Genomic DNA, 26,155 nt, shown 5'->3' with positions numbered 1-26,155 from the left:
TATTTCGAGTAAAATTAAGACTAAACTTAGTTATAGTTTAATCTTTGAATTGCTTCTTTTGCATGATTCGTTAGTTCTTCGTTTTCCTGAAGTACGTTCTTTAGACTTTTGATAGAGGTGTGAATTTTATTTTTCTCTGCCTCGTAAATTTCAAGTCTGGCGATATGCGCGATGATATGACTAACATTCCATACCTCTCTGGTTTTGTTAAAACAGTATTCTCTGTCTTCGGAATTATTACTTATTATATTTGCTTCACCTGTTTCCTGTAGCGTCATTTCATTTTCTAAAACCGCAATCTGATCTTCCAGGACCAGTATTTGCTCGTTTAATGACATTATCTGTTCATTAATATCTTCATCTATTTGAATATAGTCATTAACTGTACGTTCAAGCGCGGTGATTGCCTTGTCGTCTCCTATTTTCCCCAACGCCCAGGCTGCCATTTTCTTTACTTCCCGATCTTTATCTGCGAGAGCCCATGTAAGAGGTAAAACGGCTTTTTTATTTCCGATCCATCCCAGCGTCATTGCCGCTCTCTTGCGTGCAAATGGACTTACCTCTTTAAGTGCTGATAACAGGTATGGGACTGCCGGATCTCCAATATCTATAAGCGCCCAGGCAGCCCTTCTTCGGGTACTTGTTCCGGTAGCGCCTAATGAAGACACAAGGGCTTCTGTACCGCCTATTCCTGTTTTTGATAATGCCCACGCAGCTCTATCGCGTGCCCATGACGCATTATCTCCCTCATCAGTATCTAAGAGTGTTTTCAGTGCAAAAGAGGCCCTGTTGTCACCGCGTTTTCCAAGTGCTCCGGCACAACTCCCTTTGACCAACCAGCTTTTATCCGTTTTCATTGCTCTTATGAGGGTAAAAACAGAATCTGTATTGTCAATGTCTCCCAGGGCCCTTGCTGCATCAAATCTGACATAAAGGTCCTCATCATTTAATAATATCTCTTTTAATACGGGAACAGCCTGTTTATCTCCGATCATTTTCAGCGCCTGTATTATTTCTCTTTTCAGTCCTGAATCAGCAGTTTCAAAACGTTTTATAAGCGGTTTAACCGCACTACTGTTTTTGATAAGACCCAATGACCATACGATATTTTTTTGTACTTGAGCGGTAGGGAGAAGGTTCTTATCCTCCTGTATTTCATTATTGATAAATGGTATACGGAATTTAATTTTAGGTAAAAACCGTTTAACAGGTTTTTTGTAATCCAGGCATTTTACCAGTGGGGGGACTGCCAGTCCCGCCGGTAAAGTGCTAAACACCAATGCCGCCATTCTTGACTGATCAGGAGATCCTGAAGCAATTGTATCTATCAGCGCGCTTATTTGCTCTGTGTTTCCGGCTATATTCGTTTCTAATTTCTCTCTTGGCTCTCTTTTCTCCGGTTTATTTATTGTTCTGAAATGCAGAAGGTCTATTGCGACACTTGGATAATCTGTCAGAATGATATCAATACCTTGAAACATTTTCTTCTTCATTTTATCTCTATCATCTGTACCAAATAGTCTGGTCCCAACATGATTATGCCTTTCGTGGATAAGGTCCACGTTATCAATTATCGCTTCGTCCGGAGGTAAAAAGACAAGTTGTGCGCCTTTAATATCCAGGTCCTTGTCGCGAAGGTATTGTAATCTGCCACTGAAATAAACATGATTGATCATGTCATATTCTTCAATAAGAGATAGCACTTCCTGTTCAATCCCATGTTCCTGTACATTAACAATAAGTTTCATTTTTCTCTCTTTCGCAAATTGTATGGCTTCAGACAGAAGCGGTACTCTTTCACCTGTAAACTCTTCACTCTTCCAGGAGCCGGCATCATACAATTTGATTTCCTCATATGGTAAATTGCTGACGTAACCTATGCCATCCGTTGTCCGATCAATCGTTGCATCGTGCATTAGAACTAATCTGCCATCTCTTGTTCTTCTTACATCTATTTCTAATCCTCTTATGCCAATATCTGCTGTTTTTTCAAATGCAGCGATAGTGTTTTCAGGTGTATCTTCTAAAGAACCGTGTCGTGCTATTATCACAATATCACGTGATAATTCTTCGGGAATTGCAACCTCTACAGATATTATAAAAATTAGTAAAGTTATGGAAATTATGCAAGGTAATTTATTAACAACCTTATTTACATTTGTTCTCAATAGATTTTCCAGTGTGGCCTTCCTTCCCAATGTACTCTTTTTGTGCTTATGTCAAAGATAATCTTTTTAGAAAACGTCCGAGACCCCGAACGCCTTAATTCTGCAAGAGGATTTCCCGTAAGCACTGCAAGGTCTTTTATCAAATCCCATTCAAGCAGGGTACCTAACCCTTCAGTATTATCTGATTCTGGACTGTTAACGTAAACATTTCCAAACGCAGTGGCACTTTTTATCTTGTCCTGGTCATCGAAAAAGACGTCCAGCCTGTCACAATCAAGTTTATCCTTTCCTTTTGTGGCTTTAATCGTTTCATAGAAATTTGCGACATGGTCCTGTCCATTATATATCATCTCTTTGTCCCAATTAATAATAAGGTGTTCCGCTTCTTTGCTCTTCTTTTTTGAGCTGGTTTCAGCTATCAGATTCCCTTTTCCCTCGGCAAGCATTTTGTCCTCAGTTTCAGAGAATGTAATCTTTGGAGCGAATATCTGAATCTCTCCATCGTTTACTGAGGCAAGCGGATTATTACCGTACAGCTCTGTAAAGTTATTTGTAGAGGCCCATGTGAGTTTGTCTCCTCTCGCTTCTCTGACAGAATCCTCTCTCTTTTCAATCAAATGGACATCTTTGGTAGCTTCCAGCTCTTCTAATGAATCATTTTCATCGTCAAAATGAATTTCAAGTTTTTCACAGTATAGTTTTGTGTCCTCCTTGGTTACAATAACATCCTCTTCAAAAACTGCCAGATTTCTGTTCTGTTCAAAAGACATACTTCCTTTCCAGTTTATTGTAATAGTGTCATAGATTGTCTTTTTGTCAGAAGAGGTAAATATTATTTTTGTTTTTGCGTTAGTATTTTCTTCTTCCTGTTTTTTGCTTTTTAAGTTGACGACAGTTGTTAGTTGTCCGGCAGTCGGAACATCCATCCTGCCTTGAACTTTAGAGAACATGATCCTGGGGGCAGTTATTGTTATCTTGTCGTCGAAGAACTCAGCGACAGGGTCGTCTTCCAGTATTGCAACTTTTTTTTCTGAATCCCAGGTAAGCGTTTCTCCTTTAGCATTTTTTTTACCATCTGATGCCAAAACATTACCACTTGCTATAACCTGTTCCATAGTTTCTAATTTAGAGTCAAAAGGCACTGATAATTTATCGGCAAAAACGGTAGATTCTCCTCTTGTAATACGTACATTATCATAAAAGGTTGCAAGCTTTTCCTCATGTTCAAAGATTAACTCACCACTCGCTCGTATAAAGATATTCTCCACAATATTTCTATCTGTGGCAGCTCCTTTATCCGAAAACAAAAGGACGCCTTCTTTATCGCTTGTTATTTCCATTTCAGGGTCATTCTTAATTGCTGCTTTTGCATCGGACAAACTTATATCAAACCCGTTTCCCGTAATTTTCATCTGTTCTCCCAGGACTGTAACCGGACCGTCTGTATTTACTGTATTATCTTCCGGTGAATACGTTAGATCTTCTGTATGTATTTCAAGGTCTTCCCCCATTCTGGATACAACATTGCCACGAAGGACCCCGCTGTTAGTTGCTTTATCTACATCTCCGATGTCCGAAGTAATGACAATGCCTTTTGTCTGTCTGCCATCACCGTCATTTTCGCTGTCACCTGCAAAATATATTTCAGGCTTAGTGATTTTGTAGGTTTTATTATTAAGGAATACGGTATAAGCGCCTCTTATTACTGAGATTTCCTCTCCTTGCTCATTGTAGCTGGGCAGATAAAGACCGTAAATTTCCTGAGAGACATCTCCTGTTTCGGTTACTTGAGAGAGCTTCTGTTTCTTTTTGGTGTCTTGGTCAATGATATCCTTTATCATGGGGTTTTTCTCTCTTTTTGCATACGTAGTAAATCTAAACAAACCGGAGATTGATAATGCCAGAAATAAGAGGCAAATAATTATAACTCCAAGATAAAAAAGCCTTCGTTGTTTTATGTTTACAGCCATTATGAGTAATACCTTGAGATTATAGCATTCCACTTTCCCTGTGATTTTAATATTTTTTCCGTTACTTCACGGACTGCCCCATACCCACCTGGGGCATCAGTTATGTAGGAAACACTTTCTTTTACCTCTGAGGGCGCGCCAGGTACTCCAACAGAGAAGCCAACTCTCCTCAAGATTGGGAGGTCGATAAGATCGTCTCCAATATAACAAATTTCATTATCTTTTATATTGTGTTTCTTCAGGATTTTTTCGTAAGCATCTAATTTCTTATGTATTCCAAGGTATACATCTTCTATAGACAACTCTTTTGCCCGAAGCTCAACAACTTTGCTTTCTCTACCACTGATAATTGCAGTCTTTATTCCGGCACGGTGTAAATAGGTAATGGCGGTGCCATCCTGTACATAAAAAGCTTTTGATTCAATTCCGTTTGCGTCTAATATTATTTTACCGTCAGTTAGCACACCGTCTACATCCATGATAACTATTTTTAAATTATCCAATATATTGCCCTCTGTAAAAAGATTGATGTTGATTGTAGTTTGTGATCTTTAAATAACTATACATTTTCTGTAAAACAGTACTAGTCTGGAAGAAAAACTCTGGCTTCTACAAGGGAATTGTCGTAACCCACTAATTATACCCATCACGAATTGGTTTTCGGTTTTCATTACCAGATTTCACCAGAACTTATAGATTTTTCTCAATCACAAAATCCTCGACTTAGCATTGCTAAGCCTCTGGTTTTGTTCAATCGAAAAATCAAAATTTCAGGCAAACTCCTGCCCTGAAATTCCTAAAACAACTTCGTAATGGGTATATCTGGTCAGGATTGTTTTGATTTGGACTGTATAAGTTAAGTAGTTTGTTTTCTGTGTCAGGCATATCCTGAATATCAATTCTCTATCGTGAGTGTACTTACATTGACTAAAGCATAATATCGGTATCATTTGTTCTATTAAAATATTTTATATGTATCTGTTTTGATTATTTCACGCTTAATAAATATTTGTTAAAGTAGTTTCTCTACATGGGTTATGTAAAACGGCGGTTTATTATAGTTGCAATTTATTATATGTACAAGTATTTTTTATTCAAGCGTACCTTTAACAATTTATTATAAATGTCTTACAGTAAAAAAATAGGGAATATAGCGCTTACAAACTCTTCGTCGAGTGAGTTTTGGCATCCACATACCTTTCTACCAACTATTTATTTTTTTCTTCATGCACATTTTACCAATAACGACTATATAAGTATTCCTTGTTTGCGGATAGGTTAAATCATTTGGGAGTAAAAAACAGGGTTTTTGTCAGTGTAAGAACGTTGTGTATCTGGTAATGTTCTTTGCTTGACATACAATGTGAAGCGTGATAGTATGACAAATTTACTACATATTAAATGGGCCTTGATCTTAAGAGTATAATACCTTTTGCAATTGCAATATTATACGCACTAACTATTCACGAATTCTTTCATGCCTGGACTGCTAATAAATTAGGTGATCCAACGGCCAGAATGCAGGGGCGACTTACCCTTAATCCGTTAGCGCATCTTGACCCTCTGGGAGTATTATGTTTCATCTTTGCTCATTTCGGATGGGGAAAGCCGGTGCCGGTAAATCCGGCTTATTTCAAGCATCCCAGGCGTGATGATGTCCTGGTTTCAGCTGCAGGGCCAGTTTCTAACTTTGTCTCGGCGTTGCTTTTCGGTTTAATATTTCAAATATTGTATAAGATTACCGGGGTTTCATCGGATCTGTTTGAAGTATTGAAACAGTTAATTATGATTAACCTGATACTGGCAATTTTTAACTGTATTCCGTTGTATCCTTTGGATGGTTCACATGTCCTGAAAGGGTTTTTGCCTCGTCAGATGCTTCCCGGGTACGAAAATATCTGTAGGTATAGTCCTTTTATTTTACTCGGGATAATTTTGATGGGAAATTTTGCTCATATACCGATATTGTCCTATGTTATCTGGCCTCCAACGGTATTTTTTGCGAATCTTTTTATGACATTTATGATTAACTGATCAGGTACTGATTTCGCTGATTTACACTAACAAAAACCTATAACCAAATGCTGACAGAATATAAAATTGACCTCGATACCTATAATGGACCGCTTGATCTGCTTCTTTACTTAATACGCAGGGAAGAGGTTGATATATATGACATACCAATTGCCAAAATTACCGACCAATATATAGCTTATTTAAATGAGCTACAAAGTATAGACATTGGGTTGGCTGGAGATTTTCTTGTTATGGCTTCAACATTAATGTATGTAAAGTCTCAGACGCTTCTGCCTCGCACGGAAGTAACCGATGAGGATGAGGGGGAAGATCCGAGGCTGGAGTTGGTAAAGCAGCTACTGGAATATAAAAAATACAAGGAAGCTACTACAACAATGTCGATGTTATCTGAGGAGCGAAGCCATAGATTCTCGAGGCCTGAGGAGAGACTTATAGATGACGGAAAAGAAGAGGATGATAAGGTAAACCTCGACGACGTTGATGTTTGGAAACTTGCACAATTTTTCTCTGGTTTTATGAAACAGACTCTGGGGGATGTTATTCAGAAAATCGTCTATGATGATACCCCGGTGCATGTATACATGGATAAGGTCATAAATAGGCTGGCTACTTCGTACACGGTTTCACTTAATGAGTTATTGTATGAGAATCAGGGTAAGGAAGAGATCATAGGTTTTTTTCTTGCATTGCTGGAGTTGGTGCGATTAAAAAAGATTAAACTGGAGCAGACCAGGGATTTTGATGAAATTAGAATAAAAAAAGCTGGTAATTGAAAGGAGTAAGTTCTGATGATTGATGCAGAGTTGCTAGAAATTCTTGCTTGTCCGCTTTGCAAAGTTGAGGTAAAACTTGAAAACGATAAAATAGTATGTACTAATTGCGGGAGACGGTACCCTGTAAAGGACGATATTCCCGTTATGTTAATAGACGAAGCTGAATTACCGAAAGATGATAAGTAGCGGATTTTGATATTCATAATTTTATAAAATATTTTTTATTCTTAAGGAAGTTTGGAGAACAGGTAAATGGATAAGAAAGCATTAATAGCTTTATTCCTGTGTGGAATAATAATGCTTTATTTCTTTAATTTGATGAAACCACCTGAGCAATCCGGTGAAAAAGGTCCGGAAGAGGTTGCGGAAAAAACCATTGAACAGGGCGAGTTAAAGGATGAAATAGAGACTGAAGTGGTGGCACATGACCGAAAGGTTGTCGAAATCGTTGAAAATGATGCAGAATTGCAGGACTACATTTTGCTACAAAACGATGTGATGAGGTCTGTATGGACAAATGAAGGGGCTGCGCTTAAGTCTGTGATATTACCGGAATTCAAAAATCCTGAAAAAACAGAGACATTAGAATTGCTTAAGTCTTCAAAACCGGATTCTTTACCAATTAGTGTTGAATTGGCGGATGATAAAAGTTATCAATCAAAAACCCGCAGATATAAGGTGATTGAGAAAGGGCCTGACAAGGTTGTTTTTGCTGCTTTATTAGAGAATGGAATTCAAATAACGAAAGAGATATCTTTAAAAAGCGGGAATTATTATTTTGATGTGGCCATTTCTCTGCAGAACACTACTGATTCTGAGATCCGTACATCATATTCAATAACGGCTGCAAATGGTATTTATCCTGAGGTAAACAAAACTTCCGGTCTTTCGTCAATAGTCGGAATAGATGTGGGTAAGGGTAAGACGAAGATTGCGCATACTGATATTAAAGATATGCCGTATAAAAATGAATCAGTCGGTATTACATTAGCCGGTTCTACCAATAAGTACTTTGCAGTAGCGTTAAAACCTCAGGCAGGCTGTAGAATGACTGTCGCGACATCTGAGTTAATTGATAATCCTGATCCTGTTTACATAGATAATAAATCAGCTGACTTTACTGTTGAACTTCATACTACAAAAATAGCGATACCACCACAGGGTGAAAAACGACATGACTATATTTACTTCCTTGGGCCTAAAGAGACAAAGGCCTTAAATCAATGCGAAGATCTCTTGTCGATTTTAGATTATGACTACGGTATGATGAGGTCGATATGTAAGATACTTGTGAAGATACTGAATACGGCATACGGAGTTATTCCAAATTATGGCGTTGCTATCCTGGTGCTTACATTTCTTGTAAAATTAGTACTTTTCCCTTTAACCAGAAAAAGCCAGATGTCCATGGTCAGAATGCAGCAATTACAGCCTCTGATCGGTCAGTTAAAGGAGAAGCATAAGGGCGATAAGCAGAAGATGGGTAAGGAACAGATGAAGTTGTTTAAGGAACATGGGGTGAACCCAATGAGCGGTTGCCTCCCCATGATGCTTCAAATGCCCGTATTCTTTGCTTTATTCAGGACGCTTCAATCCTCATTCGAGATGAGACAGGCTCCTTTTGTAGCCTGGATCGGAGATTTGTCAGCGCCTGATCAACTATTCCAATTACCATTCACATTGCCGGTTATCGGGGGATGGTTGAATATTTTACCGATCTTAATGGGTATTGCGTCATTTATACAAATGAAACTGACACCAAAGAATACCGCAGGAGATGATCCCCAGGCAAAGATGCAGCAGAGAATGATGCAGATGATGCCGCTCCTGTTTCCTATCATGCTTTATAACTTTGCTTCAGGACTTGCTCTTTACTGGACAACAAGTACGATTATCAGCATAGGTGAGCAGATACTGATTAGAAGAAGTGTTAAAAAGCTTGATATCTATTATAAGGGTAAGAGGGTAATTGACGCTAAGGCTAAGGTGAAAAAATAATATTTTGCCACAGCATCAGTAGATAAACTGAAATCATGTCTTTTGGTATCAATGACAGTATATTAGCGATATCCACACCCTCCGGCCAGTCTCTCAGGGCGATTATCAGGCTTAGCGGCAAAGATGTTTTTAATTGTTTAAGAAGTATCTTTGTGCCTGATGCTACCGGAGAGAAAATAAGCAATGAAGGTTTCAGCTCCTGTCATGGCATCCTCTCTCTCGAAAAGGAAAATGTCCGCATTCCTGTCTCTGTTTATATCATGAAGTCTCCAAATTCATACACCAGGGAGGATGTTGTAGAGATCCATACCTTTGGCTCACCTCCCTTGCTTGAGATGCTCATGAAAATGCTGCTTTCGTCTGGAAGAGAAAATACTAATCGAGAAGACAATAATGAAGTATCGAGAAATATTCGGATTGCGGAACCCGGAGAATTTACCAAAAGAGCATTTCTTAATGGCAGGATAAGCCTTGCAGAGGCAGAGTCTGTCATGCACGTTATTCGTTCCCAGACAGATTCTGAGTTGTTAATGTCTGTATCTAACCTGAAGGGTAAGCTGACAGAGTTGATGCATGGCATACAAGGGGGGTTGATGGATCTTTGTGCCAGAGTAGAGGCTTCTATTGATTTTTATGACCAGGACATTGAATTGGTCTCTTCTGGTGAAATCAAGAAAGAACTTGAGCGTGTAAAAGAGAAATTAAGCCTGGTTAGTGGGGGTGGACAAAAACCAAAAATATTTCATCACGGTATTAACACGGTATTAATTGGTTGGCCAAACGCGGGTAAATCAAGTTTGTTTAATAAATTATTAAACCGTTCAAAAGCGATAGTGACGCCAGTCCATGGTACAACAAGAGATACGTTAGAAGCTGATGTGCTTTTAGATGGTATAAATTTCCGCATGAAAGACACTGCTGGGGTTACATGTAGCGAGGGCGAGTTGGAATCTCTTATTGTACGGAAAACATACAGTTCCATGGATGACGCTCAGGTTGTGTTATTTGTTATTGATGGTTCTGTTGATGTTTGTGACCGGCAGATAGCGCTTTTTGACTCTATAACCACGAAGAATAAGATAATAGTAATTAATAAAACCGATCTTAAGCAAAATGTTTGTCATGAAAATCTTCCTTTGCAGATGAACGCTTTTCCGGTGGTAAAAACATCTGTACTTACCGGTGATGGATTGGATACATTAAAAAAAACAATCATTTCTGAAATCCTTGAAAGTAATGTTGATGTTTCAGCATCAGAAATAGTTTTCACCGTAAGGCAGGAAATAGTAATCGGTAAAGCTATTGAAATTATAGAGGAAATCTCGGATTCACTGGTAGGCGGTATGAGTCATGAACTTGTGGCAATTGACCTGAGAAGGATTGTAGACGCTATTGGTGAGGTTACCGGAGAGGTAGTAACAGAAGATATTTTAGACATCGTGTTTTCAACATTTTGTATTGGCAAATAAAAAAAATTAATCCCTGGAATTCCACTTGACATTCTATATGTTGTATGGTAGCTTACTCACACATCCCAGATGTTGTTCTCTGGTTGTTGCTTTTACATTTGTGTTTTTTTAATTCTGATACCATTATGAAGTGCTTGTTCTGTAAAGTTGACGACGATAAAGTTATTAATTCAAGAGCATCAACTGATGGGTTGAGTGTAAAGCGAAGGAGAGAGTGTCTAAATTGTGGCAGGCGTTTTACAACATATGAGAGGGTGGAAGAGAGCCCTGTAAGGGTGATAAAAAAAGATGGTAGCAGGATTAATTTTGATCGCAATAAGATTTTGTCAGGCTTGCTCAAGGCGTGTGAGAAAAGACCAGTGTCAACGGATATACTTGAAACTATTGTTTCTGAAATAGAAAGTGTAATATACGATAAATTTGAGAAGGAGGTTGAAACAACATCTATTGGTGAACTTGTTATGCAACATCTCAGGGTTTTGGATAAGGTTGCTTATGTCAGATTTGCGTCGGTCTATAGAGAGTTTAAAGATATAAACGAATTTATAAATGAACTTAAACCTTTGATGCCTTCAGCGAAGAAAATAAAACAGAAAAAAACAAGTAAGAATGGAGGGTAATAATACAATGACAGTTGAAACAATTCAAAAACGTGATGGTAGGATGGTGGCATTTGATGAGAGCAAGATAGCAGATGCTATTTTTAAGGCAGCAAAAGCTGTTGGTGGAGCGGACCGGTCTATTGCAGCGGAGCTTGCAAGTGTTGTTACCCATTTTTTACAAAAAAGATTTGTTGAAAATATTCCAGGTATTGAGGATGTCCAGGACTTGGTTGAAGAGGTTTTAATAAAAAACGGACATGCAAAGACGGCTAAAGCCTACATTTTATACAGAGAAGACAGGGCGAAGGTGCGTAAATCACTTCGCGTGAGAAAACAAACTACGAAAAGCGGTGACACAACAGATGCGGCGCTCATGGTTGATCTTGTTTCAAAAGATGAGTCGTTTCCGTGGGACAGGGCGAGAATAGCGACAGCCCTGGAGAAAGAGGCGGAATTGTCAGTTTCCATATCTCAGGAAATTGCGGCTGCTGTTGAGAGACGCATCTTTGCTTCCGGACTTAACAAAATATCTACTCCTTTAATCAGAGAGTTAGTGGATAATGAGCTTTTTGAGAGAGGTTATAACGCAAAGCTGAAAAAGCAGGCCAGTCTCGGCATGCCAAAGTATGATATTGAAGAGCTTATCTATTCCAAAGTTAAGGAAAACAGTAATATAGCATCGAATAACCCCGAAGCAATTAACCTGGCCGTTGCTGAGAATACTATGAAACAGTATGCCCTTCAGGAGGTTTATTCGAAAGAGGTTGCGGACGCTCATACTTCCGGGATGGTCCATATCCATGATCTTGGTTATCCAACCAGGGTGTATTGTTCATCCCACTCTCTTGAGTACTTGAAGAAATATGGATTGTCGCTGGAAAACCTTGACACATCTTCCGCTCCTGCAAAACATGCCCGAACACTTACGGGTCATTTAAATACTTTTCTTGCATCGATGCAGGCGTATTATGCCGGAGCTCTGGGAATAGGTTATGTCAATATAATGTATGCTCCGTATGTAGAGCATATGAGCCATGAAGAGATGAAGCAGGAAGCTCAACACTTAATCTTCAGTGGTTCTCAGAGCGCGTTCTCACGTGGAGGGCAGACACTGTTCCTCGATTTTAACATACACACGGGGGTGCCAAATTATCTGAAGAAGATACAGGCAGTAGGCCCCGGAGGAAAGTATACCGGCAGGGCGTATGGGGATTATGAATTGGCTTCCCAGAGGTTTACAAAGGCGTTGCTTGATGTCTGGCGAAATGGCGACTGTCATGGTCATGTGTTTGCATTCCCTAAATGTGATTTTCATATAAGTCAGGATACATATACCGAACCTAAACAATACGAGCTTCTGGAATATGCTGCACAGATTGCCAGCGAAAACGGGGTGCCATATTTCGTCTTTGACAGGGATGAAATAACCTTGTCAGCATGTTGTCGATTGCGTACTACTATTGACGATAATTATATGATTGACCATCCGGAGAGTATGAGATTTTGTGGATTTCAAAATATAACCGTAAGCCTTCCACAGGCTGCTTACAGGGCTGGCAGGGGTAACCTTGATAAACTCTACAAGGAAATTGACAGGGGTATGGATATCGCCATCAAGGCCCATTTTGAGAAGAAGCACTTTATTGCCAGGCTTATGGCTTCTCCGAATATGCCATTGTGGGAGATTGGTAAAACTGCCCATGACGGAAGACCGTATGTAGACTTGGAAGCGGCGACTTACATTGTCGGTATTATAGGGTTGAATGAGTGTCTGCAGTTTATGATTGGTAAAGAGTTGCACGATGATGATGAAGCGCTTAAGCTTGGGCTACGCATTATTTCTCATATGTATTTCAGAGTGAAAGAAGAGGGGAAAAAGCACAATCTGAAATTCTCCCTTGAAGAGTCGCCTGCTGAAAGTGCAAGTCGAAGGCTTGCAAAGATTGACGTTCGAAATTTCCCTGAAGCTGTGGACCTGGTTAAGGGTCATATGGAGAGAGACGAATTTTACTATACCAATAGCGTTCATCTGCGTCCTGATGCGCCTGTGGATATGGTGAAGAGGATAGAGGTGCAGAGTATGTTCCATAGCATGATTGAGTCGGGTGCGATAATACACGCGTTTGTGGGTGAAGAGAGACCTCCGGCTTCCAGTATTATGAAGCTTGTTAAGAGAACTTTTGAGAATACACAGGCGGCACAATTAACCATATCACCGGAGTTTACTATCTGTAATGAATGTCACCGTGTTATCCCAAGGTTGGTAGATCAGTGTTCTTACTGTGATGCATCAAATCTTTACAGTATAAAAAGAAGTGCTTCACAAGACAGGGTTAACAATTGGGATATGACTAAGATGCAGGAATTGGTCAACAGGCATGCAGAGAATGTTGCAGCTCCAAATAAAAGTTGTAAATAGATGAATATTGATTAAATATTGTTTTCCAGGTGATAAAATGTCGATAATGATAAAGGGTTTTGTTGAGAGTAGCTTAATAGAGTGGGAAGGAAATATTGTTGCCATTCTTTTCCTTCCCCATTGCAATATGAGGTGTCCTTACTGTCATGCTACCCATCTGGTTCAGAAACCTAATGAGCTTGAAAGCATACCTTTAGAGGCGGTAGAGAAGAGGATTGAGAAAAATAAAGATTGGCTGGATGGAGTTGTTATTTCCGGAGGGGAACCGACATTCCATGATGACCTAGATGAACTCATAAAAATCTTCAAAGATATGGGCTTAAAGGTCAGGTTGGACTCAAATGGTACAAATCCTGATAAGATAGAGGACTTGATACAGCGAGAGCTGATTGATTGTATCGCTATGGACATAAAAGCACCTTTGAGAGACGTGAAGTATAATGAGGTGGGTGGAGTTACATGCAGTCTGTCGGACATTGCAAGGAGTATAAAGCTGATAATGGAGAGTGGAATTGAGTATGAGTTCCGTACTACAGTTTGCCCGGCTTTCTTAAATAAAGCTGATATTGTTGAAATAGCACAGAGTATAACAGGTGCGAGTAGATATATTTTACAATCTTTCAGGCCGACAAACTGTTTGGATAACAAGATGTTTGATGTCATACCATATTCAGAAGATGAGATTAGGGATTTTGCTGAAAGTGCTCGGAGATATGTAAAAAACTGTTACGTTAGAGGTGAAGAAATGAAGGCCTTGAGCTGTAATTGGTAGCTCTTCGATTATTTTGGTCATATTTTTGTCATAAGGAGGGTGATATATAATGATAGTAAAGAAAGTTACTCGTAAAAAGTGTGCAACTAAGAAGCCTGCAGCAAAGAAGGCAACGGCTAAAAAAACCGTAGCCAGGAAAGCTGTTGCTGAAAAAACTGTAGCAAAAAAAACAACAGTAAAGAAGACAGCAGCTAAAAAGACAGCAGCTAAAAAGACAACTGTTAAAAAGGCTGCAGTGAAGAAAGCTGTGCCGAAGAAGAAAGTTTGTGGCACCAAGAAGAAGACTGTGGCAACCGTGAAAAAAACAACAGTTGTTAAGAAAAAAGCTACAGTTAAGAAGAAAACCACTGCGAAGAAGAAACCTGTGGCCAGAAAGAAAACCACTACAAAGAAGAAAGTGGTAAAGAAATAAGAAGATTGTCAGGTCTGATACGAAGGCCTTAGAGTAGATGGTTTTAACTGATATTACAAGCTAAAGGTTTTAAGAGTATGTGAATGGAAAGTATTTCAATCTACATTTATGGACCAGAATCGAAAGAGTTTAAATGGGGCGTCTCTGTAAAGAGACGCTCCTTTTTTATAGGCATACTATCAATTATAGATTGTTGAATAAAAAGAAGTGAAGCTGTATAGATAAGGTGAGAGTTGTTTTAAGTCCTTGGCGCCTTTTGTCTTGGGATACAACAGCAAATTCGCCTTATAAGACGAGAGTATCTTTATTTTGCGAAGCAAAAACCAGGAAAATGGCGAATGAAAGGAACTAGATTTTTATGCTGCTTAAAAAATTAGAGTTGTTTGGATTTAAATCATTTGCAGACAAGACATACTTTGAGTTTGGCAGAGGTATTAACGGTATTGTCGGACCTAACGGATGCGGAAAGAGCAATGTTGTTGATGCGTTTAAGTGGGTACTCGGTGAGCAGAGCGCAAAATCACTCAGAGGTAATGAGATGTTGGATGTTGTTTTCAGCGGTACTAATTCACGACCGTCTATGGGATACGCGGAAGCATCACTGACGTTTCTTAATGACAAAGATTTGTTACCGGTAGAATATAATGAGGTATGTATTACGAGGCGTCTGTATGCTGCGGGAGAATCTGAATATTTAATTAATAAACAGCCGTGTCGATTAAAGGATATTAAGGAGCTATTTCTGGGTACAGGGGTTGGGGGGAGTTGTTACTCTATCATGGAACAGGGAAAGATTGAATCTCTGTTGCAGGTAAATGCGCAGGAGAGAAGATTTGTATTTGAAGAGGCGGCTGGTATCAGCAAATACAAAGCAAAAAAAAGAGAAACCGTGTTAAAGCTGGAAAAGGTTGAACAAAACCTGCTTCGGGTAAATGATATAGTTGAAGAGGTACAGAAGCAGCTCCGTTCTATAAAGCTTCAAGCGGCGAAGGCCCGTAAATATAATGAGCGTGTTGTCAGGCTGAAAGAGTTAAGGATTAAGTTGTCACTGAAGAAATATATAACGTTTAAGGATGAAAGAGAGATTGCTCAGGAACAGATACAACAGGCAGAGGGGCGGTGTCAGGAAGCCCTTACAATCATTGAGGATTTAAATGGGGAAAAAGATAGTTTGCAAAACAGCATAAATGAGCTTGCCTCCAGTCTTGAAAAGTGTCAGATTAATCTGGCAAGTCTGGCAGCAAAAATTACAGGTGCGCACGATAGAATAGGGTTTAATCATAATACGATAGAAGATCTGAATATACAGAAAGATAAACATGAAAAATCTATCGATATACTTAAAAATAAGATTGAATATGCGGAGCGTGATATTAGTGAACTGAATCAGGATTTAGAAAAAATACAGAAGGACTTGACAGAGGGAAATAGTAGTTTGTCAACTAAAGAGACAGCATTAAAACAGTATGTATACGAGTATGATATCCTTGAGCAACAGATCGAAGATAATAAAAAACAAGTCATAGATATGTTGCATAGAGGTTCCAGTCTTCAAAATGAGGTTGGTAGTTTAAGTGCGGAAAGAGAAACGATTGGCAACAGGAGGAGCAAACTGCTGAAACGTCAGGAGGAGATATCATCAGAGCTCGAACGTATAGAATATCAGAGGAGGAGTCTTACGGAACAGAGGGACAGGGTGTTGAGTAAAATTGAAGGCCTTGAACTCTCTCTGGTAGGCACGAACGAACAGATTAAGGTTTTAAATTCTGAAATTCAGACTATTGGCGACAGTATAAATGACTCACGGCAATTACAGGGCCGTAAAGAATCGCGTCTGGAGACCCTTGAAGACCTTGAAAAACGTTTTGAGGGGGTAAGCTCAGGTGTACAGGTAGTTCTCGAAGAGTCTGGAAAAGATAATGGAGTAATAAGCGGAGTGTATGGGATGGTTGCGGATTTAATAAAGGTAGATACCACTTATGTATCTGCTATTGAAACCGTTTTAGGAGACAGGGCACAGATAATTGTTGTTAATTCGATAAAAGACGTGATTCAGGCGTCCGGTTTTTTAAAAGAGCAGGATAAGGGTTATGTCAAATTTCTTCCATTGGAAGATATACGGGTGGAGGGGGGGCATGCTCCTATAGATTTAAATATTCCGGGTGTTGTTGGCAGGGCTGTTGATTTAATAAAGAGCGAAGACCGTTTCAAACCTCTTGTAGAATATATATTGAGAGATACGATTGTTGTTGATGATTTTGATACCGCATTGAGAATTTCGGGTGAGAGATGTGGAGCCAAATGCATAGTGACATTAAATGGAGAGGTTGTTGAGCCTGGAGGGACCATCCTTGTTGGCAGGGGTGATATGAAGCTTGGGCTTATTTCGCGTAAGAGTGAACTTGAGAGCATTAAATTGGAACTTGCAAATATTTTAAGAGTAATTGAAACGCGTTTGGGTGAAAAGGAAATTAAGGAATCTGAGGTTGTACACCTGACACAAAATGCCGATGAGTTTAAGAGAGGGATAGATGCTGAAAATTCTATTAAAATTTCACAGGAAAGTAACCTCCAGAAAGAAGAATTTAAAAACGTTGAACTTAATGATGAACAGGGTGTTAACGAAAGCGAAATACAGGAAATAAACGAACATATTGAAAATATTAACCGGAGAGAAGCAAACCTCAACAGTGAAATTGCAGACTTAAATGATCATCGAAAAGTATTGGAAGAGCAAGTTGTCGTTTTGGAAGGTGACAGGATACATAAGGAATCCGGTAAGGTCAATGTGCAAAATGAAATCACTGAACTAAAGGTCGTGCTGGCACAGAAAGAGGAGAGAAACGACAATCTCATTGCTTCTATCGATAAGTTAAAGAAAGAACTTGTCGAAAACAAAGAAGGACTGACTGCCGCTTATAGCGAAATAAACAATTGCCGGGAAAAGACTATTGTAAGTGAAAATATGATTACAGATCTGAATAATAAACTAGAAGAGCTTCAGTCAGAAAAACTAGCGTTAGAGAATGAAGGTGTACGCTTGAGGGAAAAGCAAGACGTTTGTAACGGGCAACTGACTGAAAAAATCAGACAGGTAGATGAGTATAATGAAGAGTATAAAAACCATGAGCATGCAATAAATGATTTAAGACTTAAGGAGAATGAGTTCAAAATAAAAGTTATCGACCTGGAAGAGAGAATTCGAGATGATTATCAGGTTGAACTTTCTCAGTTTGCAATAGAGCATAATGATGAAGACGATGGGTCCCTGGATTGGGATAATGTGTCCCGGGAGATTGATGAGCTAAAGAGTAAGGTTGATAAAATGGGCAGTGTCAATCTCGAAGCCATTCATGAGCAGACAGAGCTTGAGGAGAGAGAGACGCATCTCGCGAATCAGGTGGAAGATCTGCAGACGTCTGAAAAGGACTTAAACGACATTATAAATAAGATAAATGTTACAAGCCGTGAGCTGTTTGAAACTACATTTCATGAAATAAGGAACCACTTTCTCGAATTATTTCGAAAGTTGTTTGGCGGTGGCAGGGCGGACATTGTCCTGGAGGAGGGTGTTGATATTCTGGATGCTGGTATAGATATAATTGCTCAGCCTCCAGGAAAAGACCTTAAATCAATAATGCTTTTTTCCGGTGGTGAAAAGGTGATGACGACCATAGCTCTTTTGTTTGCCATCTTTCAATCCAAACCGAGTCCATTCTGCCTGCTTGATGAGGTTGATGCCGCCCTGGACGAAAATAACATTACACGCTTTATCCAGATACTCAAAGAATTTGCATCTGAATCTCAATTTGTCGTAATAACTCATAGCAAGCAAACTATGACCATTGCAGATGTTATTTATGGTGTTACCATGGAAGAGGCTGGAGTATCAAAGAAAATATCTGTCAAGTTTGAAGAAGTAGAGAAGCAGGTGGCATGAGTGATGTGGTAACGTAGGGGGGACTGCCCCTGTTTACGGACGTAGCGAAACGAAGTCGTAGAACCGGGGCTGTCCCCCGGACATTTATGCGGAATATCCACCTCATAAGAAGTGGTCTAATATCAAGACTTTTCCAAAACATTGACGGTGTATCAGGTATGACAGACCTGAATATGTTGGTGGCGGCAGGCAATCAAATAGTAGATATCTCCCCATTATCTGGAATGACAAATCTAACTTTGGTTGACCTGTTTAACAATCCATTAAATAGAGAAGCATATTGCATCTCTATTCCTTTGATAACTAGCAACAATCCCGGAATAAACTTTACTTACGACCCTAACCCAAACCCATCGCTTGATTGTAATGATTATGATGGAGATGGTCTTCGTAATACAGTAGAAACGAACACGGGTATATTTGTCAACGAAGACGATACGGGCACTGACCTCGACAATGCGGATTCTGATGGTGACAGAATGACAGATGGTGATAGTGGTAACAGTGTAGTAATTTTAAACTGGTAAATTAAGAGCAGGGTAGAAAAGGAGATGAATATATCCTGCTCTTAATTTGATTTTCTTAAAACAGAGCCTTTACTCCAGTGTTCCTTACTTCCCTAATATACAAAAATCTTTTAAAAGAATAGTCGCTTAGAGAAGCTTGAAGTTACGCCTGGGGTGTTAAATATCTTATTTTTTAACAGTAGTAACCGGTTAGGTGTTTGCGTGCGTTGCTCTTTGTTATCTTCTGAGCGGCTGGAGGAATCGAAGAATCTCTCGTGATGAGATTTTTCAGTCTTTCCTCTCACGCTAAAGGTGGATCTGCCTCTGGCACAACTTCAGAATGACCTGCTCCCCAAAAACTGATCCAGTTGTAAAGTTAGTAAAAAACTATATAACAGGATTAAGAAAGTGGAAAATACATACCGCAAAAGAGATACAAACCTAAAGAAATAATTAACTAGTTTCGATTAGTAGATGTAGAATTATGCACTGTCAAGTAATTGTCAAGTAAGCAAATCAAAACAGGGAGTAAATCTCACTCCCCATTCTGGTCACAAACCTAAACACTTGTTACTAAACCGAAGAACTATTGCCCTTCTTTCTCTTGCTCGACAAGCAAGGGGTCACTGGTTCGAGTCCAGTATCGCCCATATTATCAAACAAGGACTTACGACAAAACAAGTACTACTTTCAACCACTATTTTGAGCCATTGTAGTAGGATTGTAGTCAAACTTTTCCAAAATCTGAACACCAACCATTAAACTCTCCGGGCAATGGTGAGAATAGCGTTGCGTATTCTTCAGGTCTTTATGATTTAAGAGCTTTGCTATTTTGTAAATATCTACACCATTCTGGGCTAATCTTGTGGCAAATGTATGGCGAAGACAATGAAACGTAAAATTCTTAATCTCCGCTTTTTCTAATGCCTGGGCAAATGCCCTTATCAGGTTACGCTTACCAATCTTTGTACCTGACATACTGATAAACACAAGATCATTCTTAAGGCTTCTCACCTTACCTTCATGCTTTTGCATAATGACATTCAGTGCCAGACTATTCAGAGGAAGAGTGTTGGGCTTATTATTCTTAGTCTTTTGTATAAGAATAGTTTTACGGAGCAGATTTACACGGCTCCACTCAAGGGACAGCAATTCATCCTGTCGTAAACCTGTGTTCAATGCAAAGGCTATTATCTCACGTAACCAGTCAGGACTATTTCCAAGAAGCCTTCTCTCTTCACCCTCTGTCAGCCACCTGTCAACTTCATTGTTTTCCAGCTCCTTCTGTACTCTGGAAACAGGATTATCCTTTAGCCACTCCCACTCTTTGACTGCCAGATTGAAAGCCTTTAAAAGCATATAAAGCTCACGGTTTACCGTTGAAGGGCTTGCTCCGTAATCTCTGCGATACAATTTATATTTTGCTACAATCTTAGGCGTTATAGACATCAACGCAGGATTGCCAAAAAACCTGTTAAGATTTTTTAAATAATATTTGTACCCTTCTTGAGTATTCATTGAGACTGTAGGAGCATAATCCTTCATAAACTTATCCATCATGTCCTTGAAGGTTTTGCATTGTCCTGTCAATCTCTCATAATACTTTCCCTCAACAATCTCAGTCCTGATCTTAGCCTCTATAGCCTGTGCAAGCTTTTTGTCAGAGGTTTCAAGACTCTTCTGAACTTCCTGCCGTTATGACTAATACACGTCCACCAGATATCGCTTCGTTTAAACATTTATATATCCTTTCCCGAAGCCTGATTGCATCTGTATGTCGCTATCGGCAGTATTATATACCTTCACCTTGTAGGTCTCCAATGATTTTATTAACAGTTTTCTCACCCTTAGGAGATGATCTATTAGAAGGATCAACATTATAACTCATTTCTTTGAACTTCCGGTAATTAATGATAACTACATTCCGGCGGAATTAGTTTATTCGAACTTTTGATCCATTTAAATCCTACATTGATTGTATTTTTCTGAACAAATATTTAATATTCCAGAGTTTACCAGAATAAATGGAAAAGTATGTTTCCGCCGAAAATATTAATCACAAATTAAGCGATTTTTATATTAAGCATTCTGTCCTATCAAAAATGATTCTAAAAGACGGCAAAGCTGACAAAACTCAATTCGTAAGCAAAAACACTCCCTCCTGGTAAGACATGTATTGTACGACATTATTACTAATAATATAAATGACATTAAAAATCATACAATAATTCTTTTGAATTATCAGGCGTGAGTATGATATAAAGCCTTTGTACGCTTGCAAATTAAAAGTTATTATCGTCTGATAAGGGCGTGTTATGTTGTGATCTTTTTAAAAAGACAGGTTTATTTGAATATCATTGAAATAGCTATGTTATTTGTACGGCTGTGTTCCCGGATTTTATGAGAATGCTTAGAAACATTATAAAAATTGTACAACTCTCAGCATATTTGTCGCTTATGTTTATATTTAGAATCCTCTTAGATTTTAAGGTTAAAGGGACTGACAATCTGAAAAAAGCTGGAGATTCTTTTATTCTAGCGGTAAATCATGTTTCATATCTTGATCCCATTTCTGTTTGCCTTGCCATGCCGTTTCGTTTTAAATATTTCCCACTCTTTTACATGGCTTATGATTATTTCTATGACATATTGTTCTTTTATCGTTTTCTTGGAGCAGTTCCCGCCCATCAGGGGAAGGACTTGGAATTCTCCGGCAGGCAGTTAATAACTTTATTGTCTCGCGGTGAAAGGGCAGTCATATTCCCAGAAGGAGGCATAAATAAAGGTATAACTGTAAAGAGAAGGCCGCGCAGGGGAATATCGTATGTGGCCGCTAAAAGCGACAAATTAATTTTGCCTCTTAAAATAGAGTCAAACCTTGACGGGTCCGTAAATGTTTTAGGCGGAAAGGTAATTGACTTGCTGACACAAAAACACTGGGTAAAAATAGTTTTTGGCGAACCTTTTAAAATTGAAGATACAATCGGTAAGATACCTGAAAGTCTTAAGGAATTACGATTAGCGTCTGAAAACATTCTTAGAAGAATAGAAACAACATCATAAATAAGGAGGATAATGAATGAGTAAACTACTCGGAAGTCAGAGGTGGGCTTCGACGATCAGGGGCACGCAAATGCATGTTCTCATGAGAACTCGATTCGTAACATGGTTTGTAGTACTGATGATGTCTGCGAACTTTCCAACCATCACCTTTGCCGACTCACCATGCCCCCCAGTTATTCACGTGGAAATTCTGGACATAAGAAACAGTGAGGGAAGCGTAGCGTGCGTGCTATTTGAATCTCCGGATGGTTTTCCTACTAAGTATCTACGCTGCGCAACCAATGCCATGATAATAAAAGTTCGCGATAAGCAGGTGAGTTTCGATTTTCATGACATTGCGCCTGGAACATATGCGCTTGCCATTATTCATGATGAAAATGTGAACGGCAAACTTGACACTAGCTGGTTGGGAGTTCCAAAGGAAGGTTACGGTTTTTCAAACGACGTAAAAGGCGTGCTCGGCGCGCCAGCGTTTTCTGCTGCTAGCTTCCATTATGACGGACAAAACCTAGATATGACGATCAACTTGAATTACTGAGTGCTCGTTGTATGAATATTGAATATTTCTATTTTCTTCACTTAGTTTTGCACGCTCATTCAGGGTTGCTGCGCCTGACAAGGTGCCCCAGTTTGATCGTTAAGTGTTTTTACCTATAATTTGCGATCTTACAAACGGTGTTGAAACACTATTGGCCATTCTGTTTCAAATTTTCCTTATGTTGTATTTGCTTTAGAAATACATGACCATTTCGATTTCATTGTAATAGTTGTGTTATTCAGAAACTGGTTATCTATTTGTTGTGGTTCCAATTCATAAATAATTGTGATGGAAAGTATTTTTCAAGACAACGAAAATCGATTAAGTTCTCTTTCCTGATTTTATCATTTTATTTATCAATGAAAGATTTGCTGTGTTATAGTAAGTATTTACTTATTGAGCAGACGCATAAACTTACAAAGATGTTGATAGTAAAAGAGTTATAAAAAGAGTTAGAGGCAATATTTTGTAAAAGGAGCGACAAGAATAATGTGCCAACGAGCCAGTAAGCCGTATTTTAAAGGGTTTTGTGAAATAATTTACAAAATCCAATAGTAGAATTACAAAATACGGTGCCCAACTTGTATAATAGAAGTCACACAATAACACAAACTACTATACAAGAAAGGACACGCTAGAATGCTACCAATATCACAAATTCAAATCAACCAAAAACCGCTACTAATTCACACTGTTCACGAAGATGACAAAGTACTGCTTAATACACCAGATGCGGAATGGTTTCGGGCTTTATATTATTTTCCCTGGGAGAAACACCGTAATTTCGGTGCTGAGTACTACGATGCACTTTATGAATTTAATAAACGAGAAGAGAGAAAGAGGCTGAAAAATCAACCCCAAAAGCAAGTAGTATTATCTCAGAGCAAAGAAGATGCAAGACAGGAGCTTTTGTTTAATAGAGCAACAATGCAAGTTGACAAGGAGAAGAGAGGTGATGTGCTTTATGAAGTAGCGGCTGAATCAAAGCAGCGGATGGTAAGTCCCCTGAGTATATCTCCCGGGGTAGTGCCATTTCGATTGGGAGGTAAGAGGCCAAAATGTTTTTTTGCGTTGTTAAAAAGTTTTTTGGGTACAGCTCTAATGGGATTTCCGTGCGAGCCGGAAAAAGTGTCCATGTTATTGAAGAGTAATCCGAGTTTTGTGCGAGTATGTGGATTTGCACCGAAGGGGGAAAGGGATGAGTATTGTAGCAGGCATATACCAAGTGAGCGTAAACTGCAGCAATTTGACCAGATCATGAGTGAGTGGGGGCTATGGGATAAGATGAAGATTGCGCTGGTAACTGAGAACATAGAGACAGGTGCGATTAAAATAGAAAAGGAAGTAGTAGGAGATACAACTCACTATTATGCATATTCAGGGTTTGAGACAGTAAAGTATAAGGACGAAGATGGTAAGGAGCAGAAGAAGTCGCAATCAAAGCTGACTAAGAGGTGTCGCTGTCAGGACAGAGACAAGTGTGAACATGACTGGGTATTGGCAGATGAAGGAGCGGGGACAATCGTGAAATCCATAACAAAGATGTATTGGGGGCACAAAGCAAGTATTGTAGGTTTTCCACGTCAAGGCGTGCCTCTGGATGCAAGAGCAGTGTTGGATGGACCGACACATGATGGAGAGACATATTTTCCACATGTAGAAAAGGTATTTGATACATATCCGGTGATTGAAGAATCGGTTAAAAGAGCGTTGTATGATAGCGCGTGTGATAGCAGAGATTTGAAAGATAAGTTTATGGACAAACTCGGCTTAGAATTAAAGGCATCTTTAAATCCAAGGCGCAAGAATGGAATAACAGATGGTTTGCCGCGTGGCATGGAGAAGATAACGCCGTATGGTGTGGTAATATGCAATGGTGGCCATGAGATGGATTACAAAGGAATGCGTTATGAAAAAGAAAAATTCATTTACCATGCGCCAACGGATACAGATGGTGAACCGGTGTGTTCAACATGCTTGCATCAGGTAGAGTGTTGTCCCAATTCGTTAACTGGCAGGATGATTAATATATCATTTGGGTTATTACCCCACATAGACACGGAAGATCCTCCAATGGCAAAGAGATTCAAGGCAATAATGACACGTCGTCCTTCAGTTGAGCGGATGATAAAGCGCTTGAAGTGTGATATTGGTGATGATCGTTTAAGCAAGAGAGGGAATCTTGCGTTTCAGGCATACCTGGACAAGACGATGATTGCTTTTCATCTGTTGTTACAGAATTAAATTGGTGATTTTTAAAGTAAAAAACAAAAAACCGTAGGAGAGGTGTTTTCAAATTTGCAAATTATCTCCATTGTTGGTGCTGTGCAGTTTTATACTGTCTTCTTTTAACGTAATTTTGAAGTACGATTGAAAAAAATTTTTGCATCAAGCGCTTTTCGTGCGAGTTTATGCGGAGGCTCTATTGTTTATACTCGGTATGAAAAAAATAGTTATTTTACCAACAAGTATCGTTCTTGGTCTGATTGTTCTGTTGGTCATTCTGATAAACGTACAAGACCGTATCATTAAATCCGCAATAGAGATAACTTCCAAGCAGGTTATGGGTGTTGAAACGGTTATCGACCAGTTTTCTCTGAGCATTATAAAGCAGTCAGTTTCCATAGAAGGTTTGCGGCTGTATCAGCCAGAATCATTTCCCGAAGGTGTATTTATTGATATCACTGAAGTCAGTGGATCCTGTAAGATAGCATCGCTTTTAAGAAAAAAAATTCATATTCCCAAACTGGTTTTGAATATCAAAGAGGTAATCTTGATAAAGGATAAATACGAAAATCTTAATGTCGATGCTTTAACAATTGCCCGGGAAGAGGAAAGCAAGGTCCAGGATGAAAAGGCAGAGATAGTTTTCCAGATTGATGAAATGATCCTTACAATTGATAAGGTTATCTACAAACAATACAGTCAGGATGACAAGCCGGTCATTAAAGCTTTTGACATAGGAATCAAGGACGAGAAATACGAAAATATTACCAGCCTGCAACAATTTGCCGGTAAAATTTTACAGACCGTTTTGGAGCCTATGGCAGCCAGGGCAGGATTGAAGAGCGCAGCTATTTACGGTATTGCCGCGATAACCGGTATAGGAACCATCCCTGTGGCAGCAGGGGCTATTCTTTTCGGCAAAAACCATGCCCTTACAGAGCTTGATCAGGATTCTCAGGCATTATATGAAGCCTGTGTTGCAACGCTAAGGAAATTGGGAGAGGTGAGCAAAGAGAATAAAGAGAACGGGGTCATTAAAGGAAAGGCAAGCGGTTGCAGCATTAGCATAGAGCTGACAAAAACAAAACAAGACAAGACACAGGTAAAGGTATCCGCCCGGAAACTGTTTTGGCCGAAGCCAAAGATTGCCGGCGGTATCCTGCACGAGATAACTCGAAACCTGAAGAAATAAAAAAGACAGGGGTGATTCTTAAGGCTGCCTGTAAGTATCATAAGTAAAACGGAGCTTACATTTTTTACTA

19 protein-coding genes are annotated in these 26,155 nt (G+C 39.2%); 15 read left to right on the top strand and 4 right to left on the bottom strand.

Annotation, left to right across the window (positions count from 1 at the left end):
* Positions 1 to 26 precede the first annotated feature (26 nt).
* From SCALIN_RS05465 to SCALIN_RS05455, 3 genes are read right to left on the bottom strand one after another with little or no spacing between them, the layout of a single operon-like run.
* Positions 27 to 2,168 (bottom strand): HEAT repeat domain-containing protein, encoded by a 2,142-nt coding sequence (locus SCALIN_RS05465; RefSeq protein ID WP_162532165.1) that lies wholly within the window; start codon positions 2,166 to 2,168, stop codon positions 27 to 29.
* A complete protein-coding gene (gene lptC / locus SCALIN_RS05460) occupies positions 2,165 to 4,138 on the bottom strand; it encodes an LPS export ABC transporter periplasmic protein LptC (RefSeq protein ID WP_096893382.1) in 1,974 nt (657 codons plus the stop codon). The genes SCALIN_RS05465 and lptC overlap by 4 nt, the downstream gene beginning before the upstream one ends.
* Positions 4,138 to 4,641 carry a KdsC family phosphatase gene (locus SCALIN_RS05455; RefSeq protein ID WP_230406559.1) on the bottom strand — a complete coding sequence of 168 codons (504 nt, stop codon included), beginning with the start codon at positions 4,639 to 4,641 and terminating at the stop codon, positions 4,138 to 4,140. The genes lptC and SCALIN_RS05455 overlap by 1 nt, the downstream gene beginning before the upstream one ends.
* 898 nt (positions 4,642 to 5,539) lie before the next feature.
* Here SCALIN_RS05455 and SCALIN_RS05450 point away from each other — a divergent pair.
* The 11 genes from SCALIN_RS05450 to SCALIN_RS05400 all read left to right on the top strand — a co-directional run bounded on the left by SCALIN_RS05450 (position 5,540) and on the right by SCALIN_RS05400 (position 19,087).
* Complete coding sequence (locus SCALIN_RS05450) at positions 5,540 to 6,172, top strand: site-2 protease family protein (RefSeq protein WP_096893380.1); 633 nt, start codon at positions 5,540 to 5,542, stop codon at positions 6,170 to 6,172.
* Positions 6,173 to 6,219: 47 nt separating this feature from the next.
* Positions 6,220 to 6,948 carry a segregation and condensation protein A gene (locus SCALIN_RS05445; protein WP_096893379.1) on the top strand — a complete coding sequence of 243 codons (729 nt, stop codon included), beginning with the start codon at positions 6,220 to 6,222 and terminating at the stop codon, positions 6,946 to 6,948.
* A 15-nt stretch (positions 6,949 to 6,963) separates the two neighbouring features.
* Positions 6,964 to 7,134 carry a Trm112 family protein gene (locus tag SCALIN_RS05440; protein WP_096893377.1) on the top strand — a complete coding sequence of 57 codons (171 nt, stop codon included), beginning with the start codon at positions 6,964 to 6,966 and terminating at the stop codon, positions 7,132 to 7,134.
* A gap of 66 nt (positions 7,135 to 7,200) precedes the next feature.
* Entirely contained in the window at positions 7,201 to 8,946 is a 1,746-nt protein-coding gene (gene yidC, locus SCALIN_RS05435) for a membrane protein insertase YidC (protein WP_096893375.1), read from the top strand.
* A gap of 35 nt (positions 8,947 to 8,981) precedes the next feature.
* Positions 8,982 to 10,415: a tRNA uridine-5-carboxymethylaminomethyl(34) synthesis GTPase MnmE gene (mnmE, locus tag SCALIN_RS05430; protein ID WP_096893374.1), complete on the top strand. Its 1,434-nt coding sequence runs from the start codon at positions 8,982 to 8,984 to the stop codon at positions 10,413 to 10,415.
* Between the two features lie 125 nt (positions 10,416 to 10,540).
* The gene (gene nrdR / locus SCALIN_RS05425; protein WP_096893469.1) at positions 10,541 to 11,035 is read left to right on the top strand and encodes a transcriptional regulator NrdR; all 495 of its coding nucleotides are present in this window, start codon (positions 10,541 to 10,543) and stop codon (positions 11,033 to 11,035) included.
* A 7-nt stretch (positions 11,036 to 11,042) separates the two neighbouring features.
* The gene (gene nrdD, locus SCALIN_RS05420; protein WP_162532164.1) at positions 11,043 to 13,436 is read left to right on the top strand and encodes an anaerobic ribonucleoside-triphosphate reductase; all 2,394 of its coding nucleotides are present in this window, start codon (positions 11,043 to 11,045) and stop codon (positions 13,434 to 13,436) included.
* Between the two features lie 37 nt (positions 13,437 to 13,473).
* Complete coding sequence (locus SCALIN_RS05415) at positions 13,474 to 14,208, top strand: anaerobic ribonucleoside-triphosphate reductase activating protein (protein WP_096893371.1); 735 nt, start codon at positions 13,474 to 13,476, stop codon at positions 14,206 to 14,208.
* A gap of 49 nt (positions 14,209 to 14,257) precedes the next feature.
* Positions 14,258 to 14,620, top strand: a complete 363-nt coding sequence (locus tag SCALIN_RS05410) for a histone (RefSeq protein ID WP_096893369.1) — start codon at positions 14,258 to 14,260, stop codon at positions 14,618 to 14,620.
* Between the two features lie 358 nt (positions 14,621 to 14,978).
* Positions 14,979 to 18,560, top strand: coding sequence for a chromosome segregation protein SMC (gene smc / locus SCALIN_RS05405; RefSeq protein WP_096893367.1), 3,582 nt, complete (start codon positions 14,979 to 14,981; stop codon positions 18,558 to 18,560).
* A gap of 158 nt (positions 18,561 to 18,718) precedes the next feature.
* Positions 18,719 to 19,087 carry a leucine-rich repeat domain-containing protein gene (locus SCALIN_RS05400; protein ID WP_096893365.1) on the top strand — a complete coding sequence of 123 codons (369 nt, stop codon included), beginning with the start codon at positions 18,719 to 18,721 and terminating at the stop codon, positions 19,085 to 19,087.
* Positions 19,088 to 19,756: 669 nt separating this feature from the next.
* On the opposite strand, the gene SCALIN_RS05395 is transcribed toward SCALIN_RS05400, so the two are convergent.
* Positions 19,757 to 20,626 (bottom strand): tyrosine-type recombinase/integrase, encoded by an 870-nt coding sequence (locus tag SCALIN_RS05395; RefSeq protein WP_261340990.1) that lies wholly within the window; start codon positions 20,624 to 20,626, stop codon positions 19,757 to 19,759.
* A gap of 897 nt (positions 20,627 to 21,523) precedes the next feature.
* On the opposite strand from SCALIN_RS05395, the gene SCALIN_RS05390 reads away from it, so the two are divergent.
* The 4 genes from SCALIN_RS05390 (at position 21,524) to SCALIN_RS05375 (ending at position 26,085) form a co-directional block, all read left to right on the top strand.
* Positions 21,524 to 22,129: a lysophospholipid acyltransferase family protein gene (locus SCALIN_RS05390; protein ID WP_162532163.1), complete on the top strand. Its 606-nt coding sequence runs from the start codon at positions 21,524 to 21,526 to the stop codon at positions 22,127 to 22,129.
* A 16-nt stretch (positions 22,130 to 22,145) separates the two neighbouring features.
* The gene (locus SCALIN_RS23025; protein WP_096893358.1) at positions 22,146 to 22,667 is read left to right on the top strand and encodes a DUF2141 domain-containing protein; all 522 of its coding nucleotides are present in this window, start codon (positions 22,146 to 22,148) and stop codon (positions 22,665 to 22,667) included.
* Between the two features lie 639 nt (positions 22,668 to 23,306).
* Entirely contained in the window at positions 23,307 to 24,911 is a 1,605-nt protein-coding gene (locus SCALIN_RS05380; protein ID WP_096892262.1) for a hypothetical protein, read from the top strand.
* A gap of 181 nt (positions 24,912 to 25,092) precedes the next feature.
* On the top strand, positions 25,093 to 26,085 hold the full coding sequence (locus SCALIN_RS05375; protein ID WP_133111680.1) for an AsmA family protein: 993 nt from the start codon (positions 25,093 to 25,095) through the stop codon (positions 26,083 to 26,085).
* Positions 26,086 to 26,155: the final 70 nt, after the last annotated feature.

The organism is Candidatus Scalindua japonica, from assembly GCF_002443295.1.
GTDB classification, from domain to species: Bacteria; Planctomycetota; Brocadiia; order Brocadiales; family Scalinduaceae; genus Scalindua; species Scalindua japonica.
This window is presented reverse-complemented; position numbering and strand designations above follow the sequence as displayed.

Excerpts from the sequence above, each read along its gene's own strand:
- SCALIN_RS05380 (WP_096892262.1), top strand. The coding sequence starts at position 23,307 with ATGCTACCAATATCACAAATTCAAATCAACCAAAAACCGCTACTAATT.
- SCALIN_RS05400 (WP_096893365.1), top strand. The coding sequence starts at position 18,719 with ATGACAGACCTGAATATGTTGGTGGCGGCAGGCAATCAAATAGTAGAT.
- yidC (WP_096893375.1), top strand. The coding sequence starts at position 7,201 with ATGGATAAGAAAGCATTAATAGCTTTATTCCTGTGTGGAATAATAATG.
- SCALIN_RS05450 (WP_096893380.1), top strand. The coding sequence starts at position 5,540 with ATGGGCCTTGATCTTAAGAGTATAATACCTTTTGCAATTGCAATATTA.
- SCALIN_RS05440 (WP_096893377.1), top strand. The coding sequence starts at position 6,964 with ATGATTGATGCAGAGTTGCTAGAAATTCTTGCTTGTCCGCTTTGCAAA.
- SCALIN_RS05390 (WP_162532163.1), top strand. The coding sequence starts at position 21,524 with ATGTTTATATTTAGAATCCTCTTAGATTTTAAGGTTAAAGGGACTGAC.
- nrdR (WP_096893469.1), top strand. The coding sequence starts at position 10,541 with ATGAAGTGCTTGTTCTGTAAAGTTGACGACGATAAAGTTATTAATTCA.
- lptC (WP_096893382.1), bottom strand. The coding sequence starts at position 4,138 with ATGGCTGTAAACATAAAACAACGAAGGCTTTTTTATCTTGGAGTTATA.
- smc (WP_096893367.1), top strand. The coding sequence starts at position 14,979 with ATGCTGCTTAAAAAATTAGAGTTGTTTGGATTTAAATCATTTGCAGAC.
- SCALIN_RS23025 (WP_096893358.1), top strand. The coding sequence starts at position 22,146 with ATGAGTAAACTACTCGGAAGTCAGAGGTGGGCTTCGACGATCAGGGGC.
- nrdD (WP_162532164.1), top strand. The coding sequence starts at position 11,043 with ATGACAGTTGAAACAATTCAAAAACGTGATGGTAGGATGGTGGCATTT.
- SCALIN_RS05410 (WP_096893369.1), top strand. The coding sequence starts at position 14,258 with ATGATAGTAAAGAAAGTTACTCGTAAAAAGTGTGCAACTAAGAAGCCT.
- SCALIN_RS05415 (WP_096893371.1), top strand. The coding sequence starts at position 13,474 with ATGTCGATAATGATAAAGGGTTTTGTTGAGAGTAGCTTAATAGAGTGG.
- SCALIN_RS05395 (WP_261340990.1), bottom strand. The coding sequence starts at position 20,626 with ATGATGGATAAGTTTATGAAGGATTATGCTCCTACAGTCTCAATGAAT.
- SCALIN_RS05445 (WP_096893379.1), top strand. The coding sequence starts at position 6,220 with ATGCTGACAGAATATAAAATTGACCTCGATACCTATAATGGACCGCTT.
- mnmE (WP_096893374.1), top strand. The coding sequence starts at position 8,982 with ATGTCTTTTGGTATCAATGACAGTATATTAGCGATATCCACACCCTCC.